This is a genomic window from Promicromonospora alba, from assembly GCF_042654905.1.
Lineage (GTDB): Bacteria > Actinomycetota > Actinomycetes > Actinomycetales > Cellulomonadaceae > Promicromonospora > Promicromonospora alba.
On sequence record NZ_JBHSFI010000001.1, the window covers coordinates 227,640 to 252,671 of the forward strand.

25 protein-coding genes are annotated in these 25,032 nt (G+C 71.0%); 6 read left to right on the top strand and 19 right to left on the bottom strand.

The window, feature by feature from the left end:
* Window positions 1-3: 3 nt before the first annotated feature.
* From ACFO6V_RS01110 to ACFO6V_RS01165, 12 genes are all read right to left on the bottom strand, one after another.
* Window positions 4-621, bottom strand: coding sequence for a PH-like domain-containing protein (locus ACFO6V_RS01110; RefSeq protein ID WP_377131274.1), 618 nt, complete (start codon window positions 619-621; stop codon window positions 4-6).
* Window positions 618-1,985, bottom strand: a complete 1,368-nt coding sequence (locus tag ACFO6V_RS01115; protein WP_377131276.1) for a dihydroorotase — start codon at window positions 1,983-1,985, stop codon at window positions 618-620. The genes ACFO6V_RS01110 and ACFO6V_RS01115 overlap by 4 nt, the downstream gene beginning before the upstream one ends.
* Window positions 1,982-3,022 carry an aspartate carbamoyltransferase catalytic subunit gene (locus ACFO6V_RS01120; RefSeq protein ID WP_377131278.1) on the bottom strand — a complete coding sequence of 347 codons (1,041 nt, stop codon included), beginning with the start codon at window positions 3,020-3,022 and terminating at the stop codon, window positions 1,982-1,984. The genes ACFO6V_RS01115 and ACFO6V_RS01120 overlap by 4 nt, the downstream gene beginning before the upstream one ends.
* The gene (gene pyrR, locus ACFO6V_RS01125) at window positions 3,019-3,660 is read right to left on the bottom strand and encodes a bifunctional pyr operon transcriptional regulator/uracil phosphoribosyltransferase PyrR (RefSeq protein WP_377131280.1); all 642 of its coding nucleotides are present in this window, start codon (window positions 3,658-3,660) and stop codon (window positions 3,019-3,021) included. The genes ACFO6V_RS01120 and pyrR overlap by 4 nt, the downstream gene beginning before the upstream one ends.
* A gap of 142 nt (window positions 3,661-3,802) precedes the next feature.
* Window positions 3,803-5,041 (bottom strand): MFS transporter, encoded by a 1,239-nt coding sequence (locus ACFO6V_RS01130; protein WP_377131282.1) that lies wholly within the window; start codon window positions 5,039-5,041, stop codon window positions 3,803-3,805.
* Window positions 5,042-5,078: 37 nt separating this feature from the next.
* A complete protein-coding gene (gene nusB / locus ACFO6V_RS01135; RefSeq protein ID WP_377131284.1) occupies window positions 5,079-5,495 on the bottom strand; it encodes a transcription antitermination factor NusB in 417 nt (138 codons plus the stop codon).
* 91 nt (window positions 5,496-5,586) lie between these two features.
* The gene (gene efp, locus ACFO6V_RS01140; protein WP_377131286.1) at window positions 5,587-6,150 is read right to left on the bottom strand and encodes an elongation factor P; all 564 of its coding nucleotides are present in this window, start codon (window positions 6,148-6,150) and stop codon (window positions 5,587-5,589) included.
* A 140-nt stretch (window positions 6,151-6,290) separates the two neighbouring features.
* Window positions 6,291-6,830 carry a Pycsar system effector family protein gene (locus ACFO6V_RS01145; RefSeq protein WP_377131288.1) on the bottom strand — a complete coding sequence of 180 codons (540 nt, stop codon included), beginning with the start codon at window positions 6,828-6,830 and terminating at the stop codon, window positions 6,291-6,293.
* A 50-nt stretch (window positions 6,831-6,880) separates the two neighbouring features.
* Window positions 6,881-7,441: a hypothetical protein gene (locus ACFO6V_RS01150; RefSeq protein WP_377131290.1), complete on the bottom strand. Its 561-nt coding sequence runs from the start codon at window positions 7,439-7,441 to the stop codon at window positions 6,881-6,883.
* A 3-nt stretch (window positions 7,442-7,444) separates the two neighbouring features.
* Complete coding sequence (locus ACFO6V_RS01155) at window positions 7,445-8,440, bottom strand: SPFH domain-containing protein (RefSeq protein ID WP_377131292.1); 996 nt, start codon at window positions 8,438-8,440, stop codon at window positions 7,445-7,447.
* A gap of 70 nt (window positions 8,441-8,510) precedes the next feature.
* Entirely contained in the window at window positions 8,511-10,718 is a 2,208-nt protein-coding gene (locus tag ACFO6V_RS01160) for a hypothetical protein (protein WP_377131294.1), read from the bottom strand.
* Entirely contained in the window at window positions 10,715-11,476 is a 762-nt protein-coding gene (locus tag ACFO6V_RS01165; RefSeq protein WP_377131296.1) for a hypothetical protein, read from the bottom strand. Before ACFO6V_RS01165 ends, ACFO6V_RS01160 begins: the two co-directional genes overlap by 4 nt.
* Before the next feature lie 339 nt (window positions 11,477-11,815).
* Here ACFO6V_RS01165 and ACFO6V_RS01170 point away from each other — a divergent pair, with 339 nt between their 5' ends.
* Window positions 11,816-12,415 carry a SatD family protein gene (locus ACFO6V_RS01170; RefSeq protein WP_377131298.1) on the top strand — a complete coding sequence of 200 codons (600 nt, stop codon included), beginning with the start codon at window positions 11,816-11,818 and terminating at the stop codon, window positions 12,413-12,415.
* 7 nt (window positions 12,416-12,422) lie between these two features.
* Window positions 12,423-13,244 carry a hypothetical protein gene (locus ACFO6V_RS01175; RefSeq protein WP_377131300.1) on the top strand — a complete coding sequence of 274 codons (822 nt, stop codon included), beginning with the start codon at window positions 12,423-12,425 and terminating at the stop codon, window positions 13,242-13,244.
* Window positions 13,245-13,285: 41 nt separating this feature from the next.
* On the opposite strand, the gene ACFO6V_RS01180 is transcribed toward ACFO6V_RS01175, so the two are convergent.
* The 3 genes from ACFO6V_RS01180 to soxR form a co-directional block, all read right to left on the bottom strand.
* Complete coding sequence (locus ACFO6V_RS01180) at window positions 13,286-13,738, bottom strand: type II 3-dehydroquinate dehydratase (protein WP_377131302.1); 453 nt, start codon at window positions 13,736-13,738, stop codon at window positions 13,286-13,288.
* Between the two features lie 36 nt (window positions 13,739-13,774).
* Window positions 13,775-14,371, bottom strand: a complete 597-nt coding sequence (locus tag ACFO6V_RS01185; protein ID WP_377131304.1) for an immunoglobulin domain-containing family protein — start codon at window positions 14,369-14,371, stop codon at window positions 13,775-13,777.
* A gap of 98 nt (window positions 14,372-14,469) precedes the next feature.
* Window positions 14,470-14,958, bottom strand: a complete 489-nt coding sequence (gene soxR, locus ACFO6V_RS01190; RefSeq protein WP_377131306.1) for a redox-sensitive transcriptional activator SoxR — start codon at window positions 14,956-14,958, stop codon at window positions 14,470-14,472.
* 125 nt (window positions 14,959-15,083) lie between these two features.
* On the opposite strand from soxR, the gene ACFO6V_RS01195 reads away from it, so the two are divergent.
* Window positions 15,084-16,133, top strand: coding sequence for an alcohol dehydrogenase catalytic domain-containing protein (locus ACFO6V_RS01195; RefSeq protein ID WP_377131308.1), 1,050 nt, complete (start codon window positions 15,084-15,086; stop codon window positions 16,131-16,133).
* Complete coding sequence (locus tag ACFO6V_RS01200; RefSeq protein WP_377131310.1) at window positions 16,130-17,641, top strand: MFS transporter; 1,512 nt, start codon at window positions 16,130-16,132, stop codon at window positions 17,639-17,641. The genes ACFO6V_RS01195 and ACFO6V_RS01200 overlap by 4 nt, the downstream gene beginning before the upstream one ends.
* A gap of 245 nt (window positions 17,642-17,886) precedes the next feature.
* On the opposite strand, the gene ACFO6V_RS01205 is transcribed toward ACFO6V_RS01200, so the two are convergent.
* Window positions 17,887-19,740, bottom strand: a complete 1,854-nt coding sequence (locus ACFO6V_RS01205; RefSeq protein ID WP_377131312.1) for an HNH endonuclease signature motif containing protein — start codon at window positions 19,738-19,740, stop codon at window positions 17,887-17,889.
* A 219-nt stretch (window positions 19,741-19,959) separates the two neighbouring features.
* On the opposite strand from ACFO6V_RS01205, the gene ACFO6V_RS01210 reads away from it, so the two are divergent.
* Window positions 19,960-20,325 carry an iron chaperone gene (locus tag ACFO6V_RS01210; protein ID WP_377131314.1) on the top strand — a complete coding sequence of 122 codons (366 nt, stop codon included), beginning with the start codon at window positions 19,960-19,962 and terminating at the stop codon, window positions 20,323-20,325.
* Window positions 20,326-20,408: 83 nt separating this feature from the next.
* Here ACFO6V_RS01210 and ACFO6V_RS01215 read toward each other — a convergent pair whose 3' ends face one another.
* On the bottom strand, window positions 20,409-20,771 hold the full coding sequence (locus tag ACFO6V_RS01215) for a YrdB family protein (RefSeq protein WP_377131316.1): 363 nt from the start codon (window positions 20,769-20,771) through the stop codon (window positions 20,409-20,411).
* Between the two features lie 164 nt (window positions 20,772-20,935).
* On the opposite strand from ACFO6V_RS01215, the gene ACFO6V_RS01220 reads away from it, so the two are divergent.
* Window positions 20,936-22,057 (top strand): sigma-70 family RNA polymerase sigma factor, encoded by a 1,122-nt coding sequence (locus tag ACFO6V_RS01220; protein WP_377131318.1) that lies wholly within the window; start codon window positions 20,936-20,938, stop codon window positions 22,055-22,057.
* A gap of 57 nt (window positions 22,058-22,114) precedes the next feature.
* Here the strand turns inward: ACFO6V_RS01220 and ACFO6V_RS01225 are convergent, their stop codons facing one another.
* Both ACFO6V_RS01225 and ACFO6V_RS01230 read right to left on the bottom strand, forming a co-directional pair.
* Complete coding sequence (locus tag ACFO6V_RS01225) at window positions 22,115-23,557, bottom strand: MFS transporter (protein ID WP_377131320.1); 1,443 nt, start codon at window positions 23,555-23,557, stop codon at window positions 22,115-22,117.
* Between the two features lie 82 nt (window positions 23,558-23,639).
* Window positions 23,640-25,025: an alpha-hydroxy-acid oxidizing protein gene (locus ACFO6V_RS01230; protein ID WP_377131322.1), complete on the bottom strand. Its 1,386-nt coding sequence runs from the start codon at window positions 25,023-25,025 to the stop codon at window positions 23,640-23,642.
* Between the last annotated feature and the right edge of the window lie 7 nt (window positions 25,026-25,032).

Consider the following 25,032-nt stretch of genomic DNA (forward strand, 5'->3'; position numbering starts at 1 on the left):
TGGTCACCGGGCCTCCTGCTGGTGCGGGTCTTGCTGGTGCGGGTACTGCTGAACGTTTTGCTGAAGCTGCTGGGTGTGCTGGGGCTGCCGGCTGGCCAGCAGGTGCCGGACGGCATCGACGAGCGCGCCGCGGTCCTCGGCGCGCCGGGTACGCAGGCCGGTGTCGACCAGGGCGGCGGCGACGTCGTCGGCCTCCGGGACCGCCCAGGTCAGGACGACGAGCCCGTCGGCGCCGACGTACTTGCCGGCCATGCCCGGCGCGAGGCTCGTGCTGCGGATGGCGTGCACGGGCACCCAGAGGTCGTCGGCGCCCTCGCGCTCGATCAGGACGCCGCCGTCATGCACGGAGACGAGCGAGTTGGACCGGTCGCCGAGCCCATGTGCGCCGACGCGGGCGAGCCAGTCGCCGTGCAGCGTGGTGGAGACGTAGACGGCCTCCAGCGGGCCGAACCGTTCGGGGCCCATCTCGTCCGTGCCCGTCTGGTCCGCGCCGGGAACCTCTGGCGGCCGCGGCACGAGGGTGGTGGTGCGCTGCGCGAGCCGACGTCGGCCGATGAGCGTCACGTACAGCACCAGGAAGATCGCCAGGAGAACCAGCAGGGCGATGGCCAGGATCTTCATCGGACGGCTCCTTCGAAGGGCTTGCTCTCGACGGCTCGGTCAACAACTGTGCCGTCGAGCACCGTCGCGCGGCCGCGCAGGAACGTCGCGACCACGCGGCCCGGCAGCTCCATGCCCGTGAACGGCGTGTTGTCGCTGGCGGTGACCTGGGTGCGGCCGTCGATCGCCCGAGTCGCGGACGGGTCGACGAGGGTCAGGTTGGCGGGCTCGCCGACGGCGACCGGACGGCCCTGGCCCCGTCCGTGCTCACCGTCGATCCGGCCGATGCGGGCGGGGTTCTCCGAGAGCACGCGGGCGACGTCGGCCCAGGTCATGCGACCCGTGTCGACCATGGTCTGCTGCACGACCGACAGGGCCGTCTCCAGACCGGTCATGCCGAACGCGGCCGACGCCCACTCGCAGTCCTTGTCCTCGACCGGGTGCGGGGCGTGGTCGGTGGCGACGATGTCTATGGTGCCGTCGGCCAGGCCCTCGCGGACCGCCTCGACGTCCTTCGCGGTGCGCAGCGGCGGGTTGACCTTGAACACCGGGTCGTAGTCGCGGGCGAGCTCGTCGGTCAGCACCAGGTGGTGCGGCGTCACCTCGGCGGTGACGTCGATCCCCCGGCCCTTGGCCCAGCGGATGATCTCCACCGACCCGGCCGTCGACAGGTGGCACACGTGCAGCCGCGAGCCGACGTGCTCGGCGAGCAGCACGTCGCGCGCAATGATCGACTCCTCGGCCACGGCGGGCCAGCCCGTCAGGCCGATCTGCGCGGACACGATGCCCTCGTTCATCTGGGCGCCCTCGGTCAGGCGCGGCTCCTGCGCGTGCTGGGCCACGACGCCGTCGAACGCCTTGACGTACTCCAGCGCGCGGCGCATCAGGACCGGGTCGTGCACGCACTTGCCGTCGTCCGAGAAGACCCGGACGCGGGCCGCGGAATCGGCCATGGCGCCCAGCTCGGCGAGCTTCTCGCCGTCCAGGCCCACGGTCACCGCGCCGACGGGGTGCACGTCGACCCAGCCGGCCTCCTGGCCCAGTCGGTACACCTGCTCGACGACGCCCGCGGTGTCCTGCGTCGGCGTCGTGTTGGCCATGGCGTGCACGGCGGTGAACCCGCCCGCGGCGGCGGCCCGGGTGCCGGAGAACACCGTCTCGGCGTCCTCCCGGCCGGGCTCGCGCAGGTGGGTGTGCAGGTCGACGAGCCCGGGCAGGAGCACATGCCCCTCGCCACGGACCTCGTGGGCGCCCTCGGGCACCTCGACCGTGCCGGGGGCTCCGATCGCGGCGATCACTCCGTCCGCCAGGACGACGTCGACCGCGTCCGTGCCGTAGGGAAGCACCCCACGCAGCACGTAGGTCGTGGTTGAAGGGGCGCTCACAGAGTGTTCCTCTCGTCGGTGCTGGTCTTCTCGGTGCTGGTCTTCTCGGTGCTGGTGCCGGTGTCGCCGGACAGCAGCAGGTACAGCGCAGCCATCCGGACGGCGACACCGTTGGCCACCTGCTCCACGATCACGGAGCGGGGGTGGTCGGCGGCGGCCGCGGAGATCTCCAGGCCGCGGTTCATCGGTCCGGGGTGCATCACTATCGAATGGTCGGGCAGCACCGCGAGGCGGCGGGCGTCGAACCCGAACTTGCGGCTGTACTCCATGGGGCTCGGGAAGAACGACCCCGAGCCGCCCGACATCCGCTCGCGCTGCACCCGCAGCATCATGACCGCATCGGGCTGCCACTGCTCGAGCGTCTCGTCCAGGTGGTACGAGACTCGGCACGGCCACGTCTCCACGCCCACCGGGACGAGCGTGGGCGGCGCGACCAGAGTCACCTCGGCGCCGAGGGTGTGCAGCAGGTACACGTTCGAGCGGGCCACGCGGGAGTGCAGCACGTCGCCGACGATCGCGATGCGCAGCCCGGCCAGGTCCGCTCCCACGGACGTGTCCGTGCCTCGACCGTCCTCGCCGACGTTGCCCACCAGGTGCCGGCGGATCGTGAACGCGTCCAGCAGCGCCTGCGTCGGGTGCTGGTGCATGCCGTCGCCCGCGTTGAGCACACCGGCGTCGAGCCAGCCCGCGTGGGCCAGCTGGTGCGCGGCGCCCGAGGCCGAGTGGCGCACCACCACGGCGTCGGCGCCCATGGCGTGCAGGGTCAGCGCCGTGTCCTTCAGGGACTCGCCCTTGGACACGCTCGAACCCTTGGCGGAGAAGTTGATGACGTCCGCGGACAGGCGCTTGGCCGCCGTCTCGAACGAGATCCGGGTGCGCGTGGAGTCCTCGTAGAACAGGTTCACGACGGTGCGCCCGCGCAGCGTCGGCAGCTTCTTGTTCTCGCGGGACTGCGTGGCCGCCATCTGCGCGGAGGTGTCCAGCAGCAGGATCGCGTCGTCCTTGGACATGCCCTGGGTGGTCAGGAGGTGCTTCACCGTGCGCCTCCGTCCGGTGTGACCCCGCTGATGACGACGGAGTCGGCTCCCCCGTCGACGTCGGACAGCCGGACCTTCACGCGCTCGCTGCGCGACGTGGGCAGGTTCTTGCCCACGTAGTCGGCACGGATCGGGAGCTCGCGGTGGCCGCGGTCGACCAGGGCGGCGAGCTGCACCACGCGGGGGCGGCCCAGGTCGTTCAGGGCGTCGAGCGCGGCGCGGATCGTGCGGCCGGAGAACAGGACGTCGTCGACCAGGACGACCACCTTGTCGTCGATGGTGCCGTCCAGGCTGCCCGGCAGGACCGTCTGCCCGACGGCGCGGGTGGGCTGACGACGCAGGTCGTCGCGGTACATGGTGACGTCGAGGGTGCCGTACTCGCCGTTGAACGAGGGCTCGATCTGCGTCAGGCGCTCGGCGAGACGGTGCGCGAGCTGCACGCCACGCGTCGGGATGCCGAGCAGGAGGAGGTCGGCGGCGCCCTTGTTCCGCTCCACGATCTCGTGGGCGATGCGGGTCAAGGCCCGAGCGATGTCGGCCTCGCCGAGCACCGTCCGTGCGGCGGTGCCGGGGTCCGAGCCGGGCTCTGGGCCGGACTCGGCGCTCTGGGCGCTGGGGGTGGCGCTGGATTCGGGCATGCGGCTGCCAGGATTCATCTGGCGACCTCCTTCTCCGCCTCACGGGACGGGATTAAAGGGAGTCTGACAGCCACCACCCTAACCCGCCGCCCCTGCGCCGAGAGCCGAGGCCGTCGCCCGCCGGAGCGGTGTTGCTCACACCTCAGTCCCGCAGCACCGCGGCCGCCAGGCTCGCGGCGACGGCCACCAGCACGAGCACCATCCCGACGGTCCCGGGCCATCCGGCCAGCGCGAACCCGACGCCGCCGAGCCAGCCGAACACGCTCGACCCCGCGTAGTACGCCAGGTTGTAGACCGCCGCGGCCTGGGTGCGGGCCTGTGGCGCGGCGACCGGCGTCCACCCGCTGGCCACCGCGTGCGCTCCGAAGAATCCGGCGGTCAGCACGACCAGGCCCGCCAGGACGATCGGCAGCCGGCCCGACAGCGTGGCCGCCACGCCGACCGCCATCACCCCGGTGGAGGCGATCAGCACCCGGCGGCGCCCGTGCCGCATCACCAGGCGGCCCGTCCGCGCCGACGACCACGTGCCCGCCAGGTACGCGAGGAACACGAGGCTCACCACGCCGGACGACAGCCCGAACGGTTCGTCGGCCAGGCGGAAGCCGAGGTAGTTGTAGACGGCCACGAACCCGCCCATGAGCAGCAGGCCCTGCGCGTCGAGGGCGAGGAGGCGCGGGCTGAGCAGCACCCTGAGGCGGCCGGCCCGACCGCCGTCCGGCGCCTGGTCCCCTGGTGGCGCCTGGCCGTCTGTCGACAGCGCCCCCGGCCCGCCGTCGCCCCTCGTGACCCTCCGGTCCCGCGGCGCCAGCCAGACGAACACACCCGTCGCGACCAGGCACGCGACCGCGACGGCGCCCACGCCCGCACGCCAGCCGAAGAGCTCGGCGACGCCGCCCGCCACGAGCCGGCCCAGGAGCCCGCCCATCGAGGTGCCCGCCACGTACGTCCCAGCGGCGCGTGGCACCGCGGAGGCCGCCCCCGCGTCGATGAGCGTCTCGGTCAGGTACGCCATCGCGACGGCGGGAACCCCGGCGACGAGCAGCCCCTCCACCGCCCGGCCCGCGACCATCAGGCCGAACGTCGGCGCGAACGGGACCGCGAGCCCGACCGCCGTCGCGCCGAGCATCGCGAACGTCATCGCCCGTACCCGGCCGACGCGGTCGGCCACCCAGGCCCAGGGCAGCACGCCGACGGCCAGGCCGAGCGTGGCCGCGGAGACGAGCAGCGCCGTCGCGGAGGCCGACGTCGCGAGCTCGCGGGCGGCGTCGGGCAGGACGGACTGCGGCGCGTAGAGCTGCGCGAACGCAGCGGTCCCGGCGCCGAACAGGGCGACGAGCAGACGTCGCTCGTCGAACCGTTCAGCGCCGGGACCGGTGCTCACGCGTGCTGCGGACCTGTGCCCGTTCTCGCGCGGGCGCTCACGCCAGCAGGGTCGGCTTCAGGTCCTTGACCCGGCCGAGGAGACCGTTGACGAAGGCCGGCGAGTCGTCCGTCGACAGGTCGCCGGCGAGGTCGACCGCCTCGTCGACCGCTACGGCGTCGGGCACCTCGTCGTTGAACAGGACCTCCCAGGAACCGATCCGCAGCAGTGCGCGGTCGACAGCCGGCATGCGCTGGAGCGTCCAGCCCTGCGAGTACGTCTCGAGCACCTCGTCGATGCGGTCGCGGTGCTCGACCACACCCTCGACGATGTCGACCGTGTACTGCGGCACGGCCGCCTCGGTGTGCGGCACCGCCACGCGGTCGGCGAGGAGCTTCAGCGGGTCGATGCCCCGCTGCTCCGCCTCGAAGAGGATGTCGGCGGCGCGCTTACGCGCCTTGGTGCGTGCGCCCATGGTCTCTTATCTCTACTGAAGTTCGCTACTGGAGCTCTGCCACGAAACCTGCTGGTGGGCTGCCGTGCGCCGGATGCCCGTCAGCCGCACGTCACTCCGTGACGCGACCGAGGTAGTCACCGGTGCGCGTGTCGACCTTCACCTTGACGCCCTGCTCGAGGAACAGCGGGACCTGGATCTCGGCGCCCGTCTCGAGCGTCGCCGGCTTGGTGCCACCGGTGGACCGGTCGCCCTGCAGGCCCGGCTCGGTGTAGGTGATCTCGAGGACCACCGACGTCGGCAGCTCGATGTACAGCGGCGTGCCGTCGTTCGAGGCGAGCATGACGCTCATGCCCTCGAGCATGTAGTCCTTGGCGTCACCGACCGTCACCGCGGGCACGTTCACCTGGTCGTACGTGTCGTTGTCCATGAAGACGTAGTCGTCGCCGTCCATGTACAGGTACTGGAAGTCGCGACGGTCGACGTTGGCCGTCTCGACCTTGATGCCGGCGTTGAACGTCTTGTCGACGACCTTGCCGGACAGCACGTTCTTCATCTTCGTACGGACGAACGCTCCACCCTTGCCCGGCTTGACATGCTGGAACTCGATGACGGACCAGAGGTTGCCGTCGATGCGGAGCACAGTGCCGTTCTTGATGTCGTTGGAGGTAGCCACGTTCGTCTTCCTGTGTCGGTGAAGGTTTGCACCCGGGGCGCGCCGACAGGAGGCCGGCGGCTGGGGTGATCGAGCTGGGTGATCAAGCAGGTGTCAAGCAGCAGCGGTCAAGTCTAACGGACGACGACACAGACAGCGGCCTATCCACCACCGCTCCGCACGACGATGCCGATCCCCGCGGCGACGACCATCAGGACCACCGAGACCGGGTAGTACATGAGCGCACGCCGGATGTGCGCATGCTTCTGCGCGGAGATGTCGGCCAGGTTCTTGGCCTGGAGCCAGGCCTCCCGCCGGTCGTCCTCCGGTCTGGTCGCGACGAGCTCCTCGACCGAGGCGTTCGTGATGTCCGGCAAGGAGTACCGGGAGAAACCGCTCTGCTTCATGCGGGGCCGGAGCGACAGGACCAGGTGCACTCCCGCGATACCGCACAGCACCATCGCTGCGATGCCGATCACGGCGCCGGCCACTGCCGGCCCGGCGCCGGACTCCAGTGCGAGTGAGAACGGGAGCGCCGGAGTACCTACCCCGAAGGTCAGGGCGATGGCTCCTACGAGGACGCTCGTCTTGATGTCGGCGTTGGTGATCGTCAGGTGGAGCATGGACTGGACGAACTGCGCGTCAGCCGCGTTCTCGCTCGAGCGATCGGGCTGCTCTGCCGGGCCGCGTGGCCTGAACACGCCGAACAGACCACGGGAGGCCCGTTGCACACGGGCGGATCCCCACCAGCTCATTCCTCACGCTCCCCGGATTTCTTGCCGTCAGAGGGCCTCTGGGCATCGGACGAGTCTTCGACCCAGGCGCCGACCTGGTTCCACCAGCTCGTCATCGGGACGCCGCCTTCTCCCCCGGAGCCGCCGTCAGCGACCCCCGGCACGTTGATCAGGAGGATCGCCAGAGCGACGACCGCGACGGCCACGCCCACGCCGGTCTTGGCGGCGCGCGCAAGCACCCCGGACAGCAGTCTCAGTGCCCCGCCGAGCAGATCCACGGCGTCCTCGACGAACGCGCCGTAACGCCGCAGGATCACCGGGAACGGTCGGTGGAGCCGAAGGAGCACGCTCGACCACAGCAGGTCCACGTACAGGAGAACGCTGCAGATGACGTCCGTCAGAACTGGTCCCACCCCGCCCAGCACCCGGCCGACGAGCGGAACGAGCCAGCGCAGAGAGAGACGCACGGCGATCACCGCGGCGACCGCCGACACCGGAACGCGAGCCGGGTAAGGGAGCCAGGGGAACAGGCCGACCCAGAACGCGACGACCGCACTCAACACACCGATCGGTTCCACGCATCAGTCCTGCGCGTCGGGTGCGTCGCCGCCCGGGCTCGCATGGGCTTCACCTGGTTCTCCATCCGCATCCACGTCCCGATCTTCGGTGATCGCGCGAGTCCTGGAACTCGCTATCGCCTGCGGCTCCGATTCACGGGCACGGCTCCCGGCTTCGATCAACAACGCGTCCATGGCGTCCAGGAGCGGCTCGACCTCCCACTCCTCGGTGTCTGGCGACTGCACCTTGGCTCGCAGCAGGGCGAATCGCGCCTGCAGCAGTGCGCTCTCCCGGTCATGGCCCCAGACGCGGTCCTCGTCCTGCCGCTGGCGGCGATCGTCCGCGAGCTTGGTCGCGTACGACGGATCCCGCGCGATCGCCTCTTTGGTCACCCCGTCCTTGTCGTTGAGCACGTCGCCGGCAGCCTCGCGGTCAGCCTTCGCGGTCCGGTGAACCTGCTCCTTGAGCTTCCGCGTCCGGTGCTCGCCTTCCCACGCCGGGTCGAAGTCGACCTTGACGTCGACGGATCGCACCTCGACGAACTCCAGGTCGGCGGACGCGAGCGCCCCGAGATCCGACTGCAGGAACGCCTGCTCGAGCTCTGGCGCATCCTCCATCTGATACCGCCGGCTCGTCCTGCGTAGTGTCTGGAGCACGGCTCGCTCCACGAGCTGCAGGACATCGGTCTGGGCATGTTCCACCGCACCGAGCGGGTCGTTGACGCGCCACTTCGCACTGACCTCGCAGGCGAAGGCGAGACCCTTGTCCGAGCTGGCCAGCGGCGCCTCGACGAGCAGCGGATGGCTGCTCATGTCGACGATCCGGTAGGTCCCGTGGCCTTGTCGCGAGAACCAGCTCATCCCAGAGGTGGGTAGCTCCCCCGGTTGCAGCACGCTTGAGATCCCGCCGCGGTGGAAGACGACCCGTTCGTGGCTTCCCGGCCTCGCGTCCCCGTCGACGTGCCTCGGACGTTTCGGCTCGAAGGGTCCACGGACCACAACAACCCTCTCTGTACCCATCAGCTCGCTCCATTCTTGGCAGTGCTCCTGGCAGTGCTCCTGGCAGCGCTCCTTGCAGTGCGGGCAGTGCTCATGGCCGTGCGCGGGTCGGCGCCCGTTCGTCGAGCCGTTCGAGGGCGACCTGAGCAGTCGGGGACGAGGCAGTCGGGGACGGGTCGCGCGGCTTGCTCAGGAGCCCTTTCAGCGCGTGCCGCAACCGCAAGCGGTCTCGCTCGTCCACCACGACGTGAACGATCAGCTCCAGCACCGGATCTCGATACGGCGTCTCGCGATCGGCCTGTCGAACCCAGTCCAGCAGCAGGGGAAGCGCGACCGGCTGGCTCTCCGGCGCCCTGAGCGCCGCGCGCCACAGGCGGAGCACCGCCTCTCGCGCAGACCCGCCGTCGGACCCATCAGCCGGCCGGGGAGCGGGACGGGTCAGACCGGTCTCGAGCATCTCCAGCACCGCGGGCAGCGCGGAAGCTCGTCGCCCGACTCCGGAGAGCGGGCAGCTCTGCAGGAAGGCGGCGAGAATCTCCCGACGGTAGGACGCGTCCGCCGTCGACCACCACTGGTCCAGGGTTCGGACGACCAGCTCTGGATGTCCCTCGAACACATTGGACAGGCCGTCGCGCACCGCCCGAGCGACCACGCCGCCGTCGCGGTCCGACAGCAGCCGGCCCAACCCGTCGAGTGCCGGGTACGGCCAGAGCGGACTGACGGCGAGGCCCCACGACAGAGCGGCGGTGGTTCTCTGCTGACGACTGCCCGCAGTCGTCCAGGACTCCACGAGCCCGAGGGCGTGGCCGGCGACTGCCTCGTTCTGCATGGCGACGCTCAGCGCCATCGCGGCGGCGAGGCGCCTGCGCGAGCTGGTCGAGTAGGACCAGGACTGCAGCAGGTTCTCGGCCACGTCCCCGAATCCCAGCCAGGAGAGCCGGCCGACCGAGGTCGCCGCCCGCAGCCGGACGGCCACGTCTCGGTGCACGGCCAAGCCACCCAGCCAGGTCAGGAGGATCTCGGACCCGCCGAAGTCGCGCCAGGTCTGCTCTATCACCGCATCGAACATCTGTGGACGCCGGAACTCCACCACCTCCGCGGGGCTGGCCCCGTACTCGGTAGTCACGGTCCGTTGGGTGATCTCCGCGCCGATCTCGTCGAGGCGCGAGCGCCGCTCCCGGAGGAACCTGCTTCGCCTCGGGCCGTCGTCCCCCGTCACGGCGTGGACCAGTTCCGCCAGTCCTGTCTCCATCCGGTAGACGGTCGAGTACGGGAGGCCGCCGAAGAACGCGATTGCGATGGCCAGCTCGCGGGGCTTCTCCGGGGACCCGAGGATTTCTCTTACCGTTTCTCGCTGCCGCGCACCGGCGCCCTCGACACACTCCGCGGGCGGGTCACCCTTGGCGAGCCGTGCCCCTATCCTCGCCACCTCCGTGAGCGACGGAGCGTCCTGGTCCAGCCACGTGGTGATCAGGGGATCATCGAGCAGCTCCAGGCCCTCGGTGCGGCCCTCGCGCGCCGAGTGGTGGCGCAGATGGCTGCGCAGGACAGCGGCCCGGGAGAGCGAGTCGGTGATCCGGACGACCCAGGTCGTCACCTCGTCCGTGGCCAGGACGTCGTCGTCGACCACCAGCACGAGGGCGGCCTTGCGGCGCGTGAGCAGGCTGGCGAGCCGTGCGAGGACGTACTCGGCGAGCGACCGGTCCCGGGCGATCTCGGGAGATTCCAGAACGTAGCTGCAGTCTGCCTCGAAGTCCTCTGCCGCAAGGTCACGGGGATCCGTACCCGGTTCGATGAGGCGGCAGTGGCCACCCTCGCCGACAAGATCTGCCGCCGCCGTCCTCGCGATGAAGCCTCGCCCGCTTCCGCGTGGTCCCTGCAGGATGCACAGCTTGTTGGTCTGCAGCGCGGCGCGCGCGGCGCCCGCGGAAGGATGGTCGGCGTCGAGCTGCCGCATCTCGACGAGGTACTCAACGGCGATCGGCGTCGACAACGTCCGCCTGCGCTGCTCACCACCCAGGTGGATGTGCTGGCTACCGCCGATCGTCGTCGCACCACGGATGTCGACCGGCGCGTCGAACCTGATGGAGTCAGGACCCAGGAAGCGGGTCAGGTCGCGATCAAGGTCAGCAAGGTTCAGGCTCGAGTCGGTCTCCGGCTCGCCGTCCGGGTCGGCCTCACGGTCATTCTCGTCAGTGCGGCCGTCCTGGTCGGCAGGCTCATCACCGCCTGCCCTCCGACGAGGCCTGTCGGCATCGTTCTGCGGCGTCCCGCCAGCGGGCTTCTCGTCGGCCGTCACGGGTTCGGCCTGTCGCTTGTCCTGTCACTCTGGCCATCACTCTGCCCACCGATGTGCTGGACGCCCCCGATCGAGGTGGTTCCCTCGAACGTCACGGGCGCGTAGAAACCGATGCGCGGCGGTTCGGCTGACCCGTGCGCGCTGCCGGACGGTGCGTCATGGCTCGTCGGCCGGCTCGTGGCAGCCGAGTCAGGCCGGGCGGCGCTCGTACTCCGGGGAGTGACCCAGACCAGCAGCTCACCGCGCGACTTCACGTGCACGCTGCTCGCCTCGAACGCTCCGGGGTCGAGATCCCCGTGCAGAGGAAGGACCACCCCTTGCCAGATCGGTTTCGTCACTGCCAGCACCCAGTCGCCGCGCTTGCGTAGAGCTTGACGAAGCTCGGGCGAGTCCAGGATCCCGGACAGCTCTTGCACGGCGCGGCCGTTGTGATCGCCATCGGCCTCGTGCGGCACGACGTAGCCCTCATGAACGACGAACCGCAGCGCCATCCGCAGAGCCTGCGCCACCCGCCTGTTGTGCCGACGCAGCTCCGACGGCACCTGCTCCGTCACGGCCCGGATCACACGTACCGGCGAGACGTCGTGGAAGTCGAAGCGGCCTCCGTCGCCACGGTTCTGCCAGGAGTACGCGTCCGACCCGATGCCCTGGCTCTTCAAGGCCCGACGGACCAGCCTCTGCAGGTTCTCGACCAGTTCCGAGGACAGGCTCTCCTCGCGGGCCGGACCGGATGAGTCCTGCAGGTCGACGCCGAGCATCAGTCGGTGTCGGGCGTGGTTCTCTGAATATGCCAAGGCATCCCCAAGCGTCGCCACTGATACCACCAAGCACTACCGAAAAGTAGATCGCAACGCTGCTTGCCTGACCTTGCCCGGCCATACGCCTGGCCGACCAACCTAGCCGGCCAACAAGGGGAGTCCGTTCTCAGCCAGTCTGAACCAGTCTGAACCAGATGAGGCATCTTAGAGGAGAAGCCCCTAGCACGCTATGCCCGTGCTTGATGCGCATGGCCCTGTCGATGCCATCCAGGCTAAAGACTGATCAAGCACGAAAGCCAGGTACTTATTTGAACGAGAGTTCAGGTATATGCTTAATTGGTGTTCACCCTCATCGGAGACATCGTCGGCTCTCGCAAGATCGCCGACCGGGCAGCCGCACAACAAGCCATCAGTGCAGCCCTGAACCGGGTCAACGAAGCGATCGACACCGCTCAGCCCCTCGAGCCCACGCTCGGCGACGAGGTGCAGGGCGGGTTCACCACCGTGGCCGATGCGACCCTCGCAGCGCTCCTGATCAATCTTGAGCTGTCACCCGACATCGAAATGCGTTTCGGCCTCGGCAAGGGTGACGTCACCGTCCACGACAGCAGCCGCCACCCCCTCCTCCAGGACGGGCCGGGATGGTGGACGGCGCGCGAGGCGATCAGCACTCTCGAGGGCCGTCGCGGCACCTGGTACGTGGGCCCGTCCGAGGAGAACCCGCCCCCCGCCCTCGTGAACGCGTTCCTGCTTGCTCGCGACGCCCTCGTCGCTAGACTCAGCGACCGCCAGCAGCGAATGCTCCTTCTGTCCTTCCAGGGACGATCGCAGCGGGAGATCGCTGCGACTGAGAAGATCTCGCAGTCAGCAGTCAGCCAGGCGTTCGCCAAGGGCGTGCGAGCCGCGCACGACGCACAGCTCACCTTCGGAAAGGCGTGATTCACGGATGGCAGTCCTCGGAGCGTTCCTGGCAGCACTGGGGGTGGCGGACGCGTTCCGTGACACTCATCCGCACGGCATCTCGCCCGCACGGCGGTACACCGCCCTCGGCGCCGGCCTGGTCACTCTCATCGCGCTCCTGGCCGCCGGCGGAGTCGCACCGGCCACTGGACTCCGCCTCGGCGTACCGCTCGCGCTGCTTCTCGCCGTCTGGGTGCTGCTCGACCTGATCACTCGTGCCATCGGCGCGACGGCCGCGCGCAGCGCAGCGTTCCTGGCAGTCGGCTCGGGCATCATCGTTGCGCTCGTCTTCGCAGATGACGGCTCCGGGGCGTGGCCGTCCTGGGCACCAGGTCCGCTGTCCGCGCTCTCGCCCTCGGAGGTGGTGTTCGTGACCGGAATCGCACTTGCGCAGGTCACGACCGCGAACGTGCTCGTACGACTCATCCTCGACGCCGTCAAGGTTCCCACCAAGGCAGGGGCCGACCGGCTCCGGAGCGGGCGCGTGCTCGGCCCGATGGAGCGGCTCTTCATCGTCGGGCTGGGCCTGGCGGGCAACCTGACCGCCGCAGCCGTCGTCGTCGGGGCCAAGGGCCTGCTTCGCTTCCCCGAGCTGGCCGCCAGCGAGTCGAGCACCCGGGCAGCGGCGTCGCCCATCATCGTCCAGTCGTCCGGAGGCAGCGAACCGGCCAAGGGCGTCGACATCTCCCCCACCGTCCCGGCGCATCAGGGCCCGAACCCTGTCACCGAGTACTTCCTCATCGGCAGCTTCGCCAGCTGGCTCATCGCCCTCGCAGGCCTCGGACTCGCGAGCCTCGTCCTGGGTTAAGCCATTGGCTCAACTTCCGCCATGTGAAGCCGCACGCTTCATCAGAGGCGGGTCGCGATGGCCGACAGCGCCAGCCGGTAGGAGTCGAACCCGAACCCCGCGATGGTGCCCGTCGCGATCCCGGCAACCACCGAGTAGTGCCGGAACGACTCCCGCGTGGCCGGGTTGGAGAGGTGCACCTCGACGAGCAGCAGGTCCGCGGTGGTGACCTGGGCGGCGGCGTCGCGCAGCGCGTACGAGTAGTGCGTGAACGCGGCAGGGTTGAGCACGACGTGGGCGCCGGCGTCGACCGCCTCGTGGAGCCAGCCGACGATCTCCGACTCACCGTCGGTCTGCCGCACCTCGACCTCCAGCCCCAGCTCCTCGCCCCACTTCGCGGCGGCGATCTTGAGGTCCGCCATGGAGGCATGGCCGTAGATCTCGGGCTCGCGGACGCCGAGCCGGCCGAGGTTGGGACCGTTGAGCACCAGGACACGGGGCAGCGCAGAAGCCATGGCCGTGAGCCTAACGGGCACGGCGGCGAAGCGCCGTCAGATCTTGCCGCTCCCGCTGGCGACCCGGTGCCCGCCCGTCGCGTCGGCGACCCAGCGCAGCACCTCGGGACGAAGCTCGTCCCAGCTCCAGAAGACGAAGGCCAGGCAGCTGAGTGCCGCGCCACCGGCCCGCCACTCGACGACCGGCGTGGCGACGCCGCACGCCCGGCACTCCAGGTCCGCCTCGCTCCCGGCGTCCCCCTCGCTCCAGGCCTCCGCAGCGGCGTAGAACTGCCCCATGCCCTCCTCGTCCGAGCAGGTCGGACCGAACTCCTCCGGCGGCCCGAAGAACTCTCTCGTGGCCGAGCAGCGCGGGCACGTCACCGAGCCGACGTCGAACTGCCCGCCGTCCTGCACCGCACGGCCGACCCGGACCTGGACACCCCACGGCGACTCGCCCGACGCCGACGCCTCGACGGTGTCGGCCCACGCAGGCCCCGCCGGATGGCCGTCACCGCCGAGCGCCGCGTCCGGGGACAGCTCCGGAAGGATCACGCCGCGCGCGACCAGCGCCTCCACCACCCGCCGCCCGACCTCGGGCGCGTCGTGCTCGGTCACGTCCAGGTCGGCGACCCACTCGTAGTACGTACCCACAACTCTCCCTCGGTCGGCACCGTGCGACTTTCTACCAGAGCCGCCGTCGGGCCCGCCCGCAAAGTCGCCCACCACCACCTCGCCGTCACGCCCCGCCGTCACGTCTCGTCCGGCTCCAGCCCCTCCACCAGGAGCGTTCGCGGCCCTGGGCCGGCCTCGGCGAGCTCGTCGTGCGGGTTGGTCAGCGTGCAGCGACGCAGCGAGAGGCAGCCGCAGCCTATGCAGTCGGTGAGATGGTCGCGGAGCCGGGAGAGCTGCTCGATCCGCGCGTCGAGATCGTCGTGCCAGGCCTGCGAGATGCGCCGCCAGTCCTTCGCGGTCGGTGTGCGGTCTCCGGGGAGCGTGCCGAGCGCGGCGCCGATGTCGGCGAGCGGTATCCCCACGCGCTGCGACACCCTGATGAACGCCACGCGCCGCAGCGTCTCGCGCCGGTAGCGGCGCTGGTTGCCCGACGTGCGGCGGCTCGCGATCAGCCCTTTGCGCTCGTAGAAGTGCAATGCTGACACCGACACGCCGCTCCGCGCGGCGAGATCACCGACCGTGAGCTCGTCACGGTCCCACGGGACGGCAGGGTTGGGCGCTTCCACAGGTGGCCTCCTCAGGCTCTTCAACACTCCGGCGGCGACGCTCGGGCGACGCCGGCGGACGCCGCAGGGCGGCCCGTGCGGGCCGCGATTGACCTCAACTTTGGTTCAGGTTAGAGGATGACCGCATGGACGCCATCAGACACCACTCCTTCGGCCCGCCCGAGGTGCTCACGCTCGAGCAGATCCCGGACCCCGTACCCGGCCCCGGCGAGGTGCTCGTCGACGCGGTAGCGCACGGGGTACACCTCGTCGACGCGAGCATCCGCCGCGGCGAGGAAGGCCCTCCGCTCCCCCTGCCGAGCCTCCCGACCGTCCCGGGCCGGGAGATCGCGGGCACCGTTTCCGGCGTCGGCCCCGGGGTCGATCCCGCATGGACCGGACGGCGCGTCGCGGCGCACCTCGGCCGCGTGCCCGACGGCGGCGGGTACGCCCGGCGCGTCGTCGTCGGAGCCGACAAGCTGCACGTGATCCCCGACGGCCCGGACGGCACTCCCCTGGACCCCGCCGACGCGATAGCCATGATCGGCACGGGCCGGATGGCCGTCTACACCCTCGACATCGCGGCAGTGACTGCCGCCGACGTCGTTGTCGTCACCGGTGCCGCAGGCGGGCTTGGCACACTATTCGTGCAGGAGGCGCTCGGCGCCGGCGCACGCGTCGTCGCCCTGGCGAGCAGCGGGCCCCGGCTGAAGGTCCTGGAGGACCTGCTGGCGGGAACGGGCTCCGGTTCGCGGCTCGAGCTCGTCGACTACTCCGTCCCGGGCTGGACGGACGTCGCACGGGCAGCGCTGGGCGGCTCCCCCGCGACGCTCGTGCTCGACGGCGTCGGCGGCGACCTCGGCACAGATGCCACGGCTCTGCTCGGCGACGGAGGAGAGGCCGCCACGTCCGCACCCGCGCGGCTCGTGGCCTACGGCTGGGCCTCCGGCGAGCCCAACCGGTACACGTCCTGGGCGGAGGCCGACCAGATCGACTCCCAGATCGAGGTGCGCTACGCCGTCGGGCCCGACGCTCCCCCGATGCCCGACCAGCGCCCCTACCAGGAGCGCGCGCTGGCCCGGGCGGCGTCCGGCCAGTGGCGGATCGCGACGCATCGCGTGCCGTTCGCCGAGGCCGCGCGGGCCCACCGCGAGCTCGAGGAGCGTCGCACCACCGGCAAGGTGGTGCTGGTGTGACCGGGACCGTTCCCCCGTCGCCGTCGGGCTCTCCCTCGGCGACTCCGCCGGGCACTGACTCAGCCGCGCCGTCGGATCTGGCACCGCCTGCGCCGTCGGGCACGCTGAGCCGGGCGGCGCAGCGCCTCGTCCTCGCCGGGATGGTCGCGCTCTGCTCGCTCGGGGCGTTCGAGGCGCTCGCCGTGTCCACGGCGATGCCGACGGTCGCCGTCGAGCTGGACGGGCTGCGGTACTACACGCTCGCGTTCGCGGTGACCTTCGCGACCAGCGTGGTCGGGATGCTCGCGGCCGGGCGCTGGTGCGACCGCAGCGGCCCGACGCCCGCGATGTGGACCGGCGTCGCACTCTTCGTGGTCGGGCTCGTCGTCGCGGGAACTGCGACCGACATCGGCACCCTCGTCGCGGGGCGCGCGGTGCAGGGCGTCGGCAACGGGTTGTACGGGGTCGCGCTGTACGTCCTGGTCGCTCGCGTGTTCGCCGCCGAACGGCACCCCGCCGTGTTCTCGGCGTTCGCCGCGGCGTGGGTCGTACCCGCGATCGTCGGGCCGGGACTCGCCGGGCTCCTCGTGGACCACGTGGGCTGGCGCTGGGTGTTCCTGGGCGCCGCGGCGCTCACGGTGCCGGCGGCGCTCCTGATGCGGCCCGGCCTCACGGCCGCCCGAGGCGATCGGCCGGATCCCGCGGGCGGCTCGGTGTCGGATGGTGCGGTGTCGAACGGTGCGGTGTCGAACGGTGCGGCCGCGAACAGCGTCGTCATCTCCGATGACACTGCCTCGAACGGTGCGGCCTCGGAGGACTTGGCTCCAGTCGGCCCGACCCCGAAGGGGTCCAGCACGAACGGCGACCGGGGCGGCGCGGCCGCCGTCGATCAACCGGGTGCTCCCCCGCTGCACGCGCTGCGCCTCATCCTGGCCGTGCTGCGGGCCGGACGCGGGCTGCCGGCCGTCGTGTCGGTGCGGGCCCTGGTGTCGGCGGCGTTCGTCGGCGCGGAGGTGCTGCTGCCCCTGCTCCTGGTGCACGAGCGCCACCTGAGCCCTGGCGGTGCCGGCCTCATCCTGACGGTGGGAGCGCTCGGCTGGTCCGGGGCGTCCTGGGTGCGTGGCCGCAACCTGCTGCACCTCAGCCACGCCGGCTACGTGCGGCTGGGCGGCGGCCTGCTCGCCCTCGGGATGGTCGGCGCGGCCGTCCTCGTGCTCCCCGCCGTGCCGGCCGGGGTCGGGATGGCGTTCTGGGTGCTGTCCGGCAGTGGGATGGGCCTGGTCTACCCCACGCTGTCGGTCCTGACGCTCGAGCTGGCGGCGCCGCATGAGCAGGGCTCGGCCTCGTCGGCTCTCCAGGTGGCTGACGCCGTCGCCGCCGCCGTCGCGTCCACCGCGACCGGAGCGCTCCTGTGGACCCTGCATGACATCGTGGGGCTGCCCGCCTACGCAGCGGTGCTCGGGCTCACCGGCCTGCTCGCGATGATGACCGTGCTCCTGGCAGGCCGGACACGACTCGTCAGGCAATGACAGGCAATGAACGGAGCAAGGCGGCCTGACGAGTTGGAGGTCAGGCTGCCTGAGCCACGCCGACGGCGGCGGATCCGGTGAGTGGATGCCGCTCGTTGCCGAGGGGTTTTCGGTGGGGTCGATGGGGTCGCTGGTTCGGTGAGCTTGGTGGGGTTCGGCGGTCTCGCTAGGGCGCGCCAGGCCTGCTGGCGCGCTGGCCTGACCGGTCCGGCGGCTTCGGCGGGTTGCCGGGTCCGACCGGCCGCTCAGGCGACTTCGGTGGTGGGCGGGGGTGTGGCTTCGATGGCTTCAGGGAGGCGGATGCGGTGCCCACGGGCGTCCGTGAACGCCCACCCGGTCTCGAGGAGGGCACCGGCCGTGGTGTCGGCGGGCTTGCCGGTCCAGTGCATGGTGATGCCCTTGGCATCCACCAGCTGGTGATGGAACCAGCACAACAACGCACTGTTCGTCACCGAGGTGTCTCCGCCGTCGGCCCAGTGGGTCAGGGCGTGATGGACCTCGCACCGTGACGGCGGTTGATCACACCCCGGATAGACACAGTGCTGGTCTCTCGCGATGACGGCGCGGCGCATCTGCCCCGACACCGTGCGCTGCGCACGTCCGACGTCCAGGACGGCGCCGTCGGGTCCGAACACGATCCGGGTGACCGCGCTGTGGCACGCCAGGCGGCGCACCAGCGCGCGTGGGGCACGACCGCCGGTCTCGGTGAACACCGGACCACCGGAGGACAAGAACCCGGACAGTGCCGTATCCGTTGCACTCCAGGTACCCGGACCTGCGGTCGGACTTCCGTTCGGGCTTCCGGTCGGGCTTTCGGCCGTTGGGCCGGTGTGCAACGCGCCTGCACCTGCACCTGCACCTGCACCGACATCCGCATCCGCATCCGCGTCCGCACCCGCACCCGTGCTGGTGGTGCTGGTGCTGGTGCTGGTGCCAGCGCCAGCGCCACAGCCGGTGCCAGTGGTGCTGGTGGTGGTGCTGGGGATGCTCGGCCCCACGCCGAAGCGGGTGCCGCGCCCTGGTGTGGTCTGCCCGCAGGTCAGGCAGAGGCCGTCCCGGGTCCTCGTGACCTGGGTGACGAACTCGTCCCAGGACACCGTGACGTTCAGGTGCGGCGCGATCGCAGCGCCCGGGGAGGCCTGGTTGGTGTCCAGCACCACCCGCGCCACATCCGCCAGACCCTGCGCCCGACGCTGGGTCGTCGTGCGGGTGTCCTCCGCCGCCGGGGCGCCCAGGACCGCGTTGATCGCGGTCGTCAGCTGCAGGCCGTGCTCGTCGGTGAGGAACCCGGCCACGTGATACCCGCCGAACGTCTTGGCCAGATCGAAGAACTCACCCTGCGCGGCCTTGTCATCGTCCACATCGTCGGTATCGGGATCGGTCACAGTCGCGAACCGGCGCGCCACCTTCCGGAACTGATCCGCGTTCAACACACCAGCCTCACGCAGCACCAGGGCTTCACCGGTGACCAGGGTCCCCTCCGTGATCGCACCCTCCAGGACCTGCGTGACCAGCTCACGGGTCCGGGTCCCGTCGGGGTCGTCCACCGGGTCGGGGAAGTCGACCGGCACCGACTGGACGAACTGTTCCGGCGTGGTGGTGTGCCCGGTGCGGGCGTCGATCAGCCAGGCCAGTGCGTCGGTACGGGTCTCGCTGGTGGGCGCGACCTCCGTCATCACCCTCGCGTGGTCGACACCCAGGGTTCCCGCGACCAGCCGCTCCCGCGTCACGGGCAGCGCGGTCGCCAGACGGCGGGCGATGGTCATGTCCTTACCCGCCGTCGAGGCGGAGATGCCTTCGCGTAGGCGCAGCCAGGTCGTGAACGCCCGGGCCGTTCCACCGGAGCGCCAGGACCCCTCGTTCTCGATCCGGGGCAGCAGGGTGTACCGCACCCCGTCCAGGCGACCGGTCACCCGGCGGATCCGGGTGTGCGCATCAGCCAGGCGAGTGACCGTCGGCGCATCCCAACCGGTCAACGTCTCGGGGTCGGTCAGAGCAGTCAGCTCCGCGGTCGCCGCCTCGATCCGGGCCAGCACATCCTCGATCGACGCCGCAGCAGGCAGACCAGCAGCGGAACCACCGTTCGTCGTCCGATCCACCCTGCCCACCCCCGCCTACCTCGATTGCTCGCCTCTAGTTCTCACTCCCTTGCTGTATCTATTCTCTCGAACACGCGTGCGATCTGCTTGCCGGATTCGAAATCTGTGGATAACTCTTTGAAAGGCCACCGCGCACCCCGACCGCCCTACCGGAGGCCCCGCAGACACCCACTCAAAAGTGCCCGCGCGCCCCGCTGTCCTTCGGGCGAGGCTGTGCTCATGGACGAGTTCACCGACTACATCGCGAGCCTCGACGGCTCTGTCCGGGATGCCGTCGAGCGTGTGCGGGCGAGGGCGCTGGAGCTCGTGCCCGACGCCGAGGAAGGCGTGAGCTACGGCATGGCCGCGCTGCGCTATCGGGGCAGCCCGCTCGTGTCGGCCCGGGCCACGGCGAAGCACATCGGGCTGTACCCGTTCAGCCCTCCCGCGATCGAGGCGCTCGAGGCGCTCGAGACTGACCTCACCGGCTTCTCGACGTCGAAGGGGACCATCCGCTTCACGTCCGACCGCCCGTTGCCGGACGACGTCCTGGACCGGCTGATCCTGTTCCGCCGCGACGAGATAGACGCGATGCACAGGCGCTGACGATCGATCCTGCCGCGTGACCGACGGAGCGCCTCGCACCCCGCCAGTCACCATGCCAGTCACCCAGCCAGTCACCCAGCCGATCAGCGCGGCGTCCCGCCCGTCTCCAGGATGCTCGGCGTGCCCGCGGTCAGCGCCAGCACCACGCGGTGGAGCACCCATACGACCGCGAGCGCCGTCCCGATCGTCGGTACCCCTGCCTGCCAGAGCAGGTAGCCGATGCCGCCGAAGAGGAGTGCTTCGAGGGTGATGCGGGCCGACGGCGGGATGGTGACGCGGGCCTTGGGCGAGAGGAATGTCCCCCAGATCGCGATGACGGTGGCCGGGGCGAGGATGACGAAGAGGATCCGCCATCCGCCGTCGGACAGGGTCCAGCCCGCGTAGGCGGCGCCGGCGAAGAGGGCGAGCTCGAGGAGAAGGCGGACGAGGAGCGCGGTTGTTCTCACGGCCGCAGAGTAGGGGGCTCGGTGAGTGCGGGCCTAGCGCATACTGCGCGGCGCGCGATCAGTCCGTGAGGCCCGGTCAGGCCCCGAGAGACACCGTGCGCCGGCGCTGTCACATCTGGCACCCGTCCCTCGTCAGAGGGGGTATGACGCGAGAGCATGTGCTCATGACGGACCCGGAGACCTCCCAGGACGGCCACACACAGGACAGCCAGGACAGCCACACACAGGACGCGCCCCAGCCGCCCGGTACGCGGCTCGACGGCGCCGCCCTGGACCGGTTGCGCCCCCTGGCGTTCAGCGTGGCGTACCGGATGCTCGGCAGCGTGGCCGAGGCGGAGGACGTCGTCCAGGAGGCGTTGCTGCGCCTGTCGCAGACCGAAGGGGTGCGTAACCCGGACGCGTTCGTGACCACGGTGACGACGCGGATCGCCATCGACGTGCTCCGTTCGGCCCGGGTGCGGCGCGAGTCCTATGTGGGCGAGTGGCTGCCGGAACCTCTGGTGGGGCCTGTGCAGGCGAACCTGCCGGTCGCCATGGCGTCCGCGCCGCCGGACGCCGCAGCGCACGCCGAGCTGGCCGACGACCTCTCGACGGCGTTCCTGGTGCTGCTGGAGCGGCTTACCCCTACGGAGCGCGCGGCCTTCCTGCTGCACGACGTGCTGGGCTACTCCCACACGGAGGCGGCGGGCGTCATCGGCACGAGCGAGGTGTCCGCGCGTCAGCTGGCGTCTCGCGCCCGACGGCGGATCGCGCGGGAGCGCGACGACGCCGCGCGTTCAGCACCCGCCCGCTCAGGACCCGCCCGCTCAGCACCCACCCGCTCAGGACCAGGTCGAGCCGACCGGGTACGCGCGGAGGAGCTCGTCACGCGGTTCCTGGCCGCGTGCGAGGAGGGTGCGGTGGACCCGTTCCTGGCGCTGCTCGCCGAGGACGTCGTGTTCACCGGCGACGGCGGCGGGAAGGTGCCGCCGGGCTTCTCGATCGCCCGGCCGGTCTCGGGGCGGGACACGGTGGCGCGTCTGCTGGCGGTCTTCATGCGCCGTGGTGCGCCCATCCACTTCGAGCGTGCTCTGGTGGGTGGGGAGCCTGGTCTGCTCATCATGGCGGACGACGTCATCGGCGGTGGCCTGATCGGTACCTGGTCGTTCGAGGTGGTCGACGGGCAGGTCGCGGGTATCCGGGGTGTGATCAACCCGGAGAAGCTCCGGCACCTGGGGCCGCAGGCGGACCTGGAGCGGCTCCGGGAATGGCTGACGATCGACCGGCAGCGCCGGGGCGCTCGCTAGGCCTCCCGGGTACGTCTCACAGGTGCGTGCGCGTCACTCGCGCACGCACCCGCACCGTCACGCGCCGGTGTGCGTCTCGGGTACCGCTTCGGACCGGCTCTCGGCGGCCGGCGCACCCGGCACGAACCACATGAGCACGAGGCCGACGAGCACGACGGCGACGATCCCGAGGGTCCCCCAGATGGTCGCGCCGGTGACGGCGATGGTGATCGTCCACAGGGCGCTGGACATCCAGGACGCGGCGCGGCCGGTGGTGGCGTAGAGCCCGAAGATCTCCGACTCCCTGCCCACCGGAGTCACCCGGGCGAGGTAGGACCGTGACGCGGCCTGTGCCGGGCCGACGCAGGCCGACAGGACGAGCCCGCCCGCCCAGTAGACGCTGGGGCCGAGGTCGCGCAGGAGCACGACGGAGACGCCGGCCACCACGATGATGCTGAGCGTGGTGAGGATGACGGAGCGTGGGCCGAAGCGGTCGTCAGCGAAGCCGACGAGCACGGTGCTGATCCCGGCCACGAGGTTGGCCGCGATCCCGAAGATGATCACCTCCTGGGAGGAGAACCCGAAGCTGACGCTGCCGATGATCGCGCCGAACGCGAAGACGCCGCTCAGTCCGTCCCGGAACACCGCGCTGGCCAGCAGGAACCAGAACGTGCGGCGCGAGGTGCGCCACAGGCCCTGCACGTCGCGCACCAGGACGGCGTAGCCGACGAAGAAGCCGACCTTCGGACGGCCCTTGGTGGCCGGCTGCTCCGGCACGAAGGCCAGGATCGGCCAGGCGAAGGCGATCGTCCAGAGGGCGCAGCCGACGGCGATCACGCGGAAGGCGAGACCGTTGTCGGTGGGCATGCCCCACCAGTTCGCGGCGTCGGCGATGACCACGAACAGGAGCGCGAGGATGCCGCCGACGTAGCCGAGGCCCCAGCCGAGACCGGACACCTTGCCGACGGTCCGCGGCGTGGCGACGGAGACCATCATGGCGTTGTAGTTCACACCCGCGATCTCGTTGAGCACGCTGCCCAGGCCGATCAGGGCGGCACCGAGCACGAAGTACATCGGGTCGGCCTCGACGAACCACAGCGCGAGCATGCACAGGACCATGCCCGCGGTGCCGCCGGCCAGCCAGACCTTGCGCCGGCCGGTGGCGTCGGCACGCTGCCCCACCACGGGGGCGAACACGAGGATGAGCAGACCGGCGAGGGTGTTCCACAGGCCCACGCCGCTGGTCAGCTCCGCGAGGCCACGCTGGTAGGCGGGGTCGCTCTCGCCCAGCGCGACGACGGCGGGGTCCAGGAAGGCCTCGGAGGTCAGGTACACCGCCGTGAACACGAACGTCAGGATCACGGTGTTGAACGGCTGGGTACCCCAGTCCCACAGCGCCCACGACACCACCTGGCGACGCGGGACCCGCACACCCTCCTGCAGCTCCAGACCCGTTCTCGGGGGCGGAGGGGTAGCAGAGGTGGGATCCGGTGTCTCGGGTCCGCGAGCGGCGTCGGTCATGGCGGCAGTCTGCCCGGATCCGGTGAACGGCGGGTGCCGAAGGCGGTCACGATCTGATACCGACGCCCGCCGGAGCCGCAGGTCACAGCGCCAGGTTGTGCCGCCCGACCTGTTCCGTGGCGGACACACCCGCGAGCGCCATGGTGAGGTCGAGCTCGGCCAGGACGTGCTCGGTGACGGCGCGGACGCCGTCGGCTCCGGCGAGGGCCAGGCCGTAGACCCAGGGCCGGCCCAGGAGGACGGCGTCGGCGCCGAGGGCGAGTGCGGTGAAGACGTCGGCGCCGGTACGGATCCCGGAGTCGAACAGGACGGGGACCCCTGCCGTGCCGGCATCCGGGCCTGTGCCCGTACCCCCGTGGGCGCGCACGGCGTCGGCCACCGGCGCCAGGGCGTCGAGCGAGGCGATGGCGTTGTCGATCTGCCGGCCGCCGTGGTTGGACACGATGATGCCGTTCGCGCCGTGGTCGAGGGCCGCGCGGGCGTCGTCGGGGTGCTGGATGCCCTTGACGAGGATCGGGAGCGTGGTGCGTTCGCGGAGCCAGGCGAGGTCGGTCCAGGTCAGGGTGGAGCGGGAGAACACGTCGAGGAAGGTCTCGACGGCGGCGCGCGCGTACGGCTGGGTGAGGTTGCGCCAGGTGGGTCCGGGGTGGTGGCGGGCCATGGACAGCAGGGAGCGGACGGCGGCCACGGTGGGCCGGGACGACGTCGTCTCCGAGCCTGCCGTGCCCGAGCCACCGGTACCCGAGCCGGCAGAGCCCGCAGCGCGGACGCGGGCCTCGACCAGCTGCTGGAACACGGGGTCGCTCAGGTACTGGGCGATGCCCTCGGCCCGGGCGAACGGGAGGTAGCCGAGGTCGAGGTCGCGCGTGCGCCAGCCCAGCACGTGGGTGTCGAGCGTGACGACGATCGCCTCGCAGCCGCTGGCCTCGGCGCGGCTGACGAACGACTCGACCAGGGCGTCGTCGGACGACCAGTAGAGCTGGAACCAGCGCGGGCTGTCGCCGAGCGCCGCGGCGGTGTCCTCCATGGGCGTCGACGCCTGCGTGGAGATGACCACGGGCAGGCCGAGGTCGCGGGCGGCCCGGGCGAGCGCGGGCTCGGCGTTGCGGGGTGCGGCCTGCCTGCCTCCCCGGCCGAGCTGGTGCTGCACGGCGAGCTCCAGGGCACCCACGGGCGCGAACAGCACGGGTGCGGGCAGGTCGCGCCCGAGCAGGGTGGTGGCCAGCGACCGCTCGCCGACGTCGACCATCTGGCGGGGCACGATCCGGTACCTGCCGAACGCCTCCCGGTTCGCGTCCACGGTGCGCTGCGCGCCGGCTCCCCCGGCGACGTAGGACCAGCCGGTGCGGGTCATCCGGCGTCGTGCGCTCTCGGCGAGCGCGTCTGGGTCGGTGGGGACCACCGGCCGGCGGCCGAACACCCCGTCGCGGTAGATCGACGACTGCACCGTCCGGCCGATATTGCGCATGCCGGAC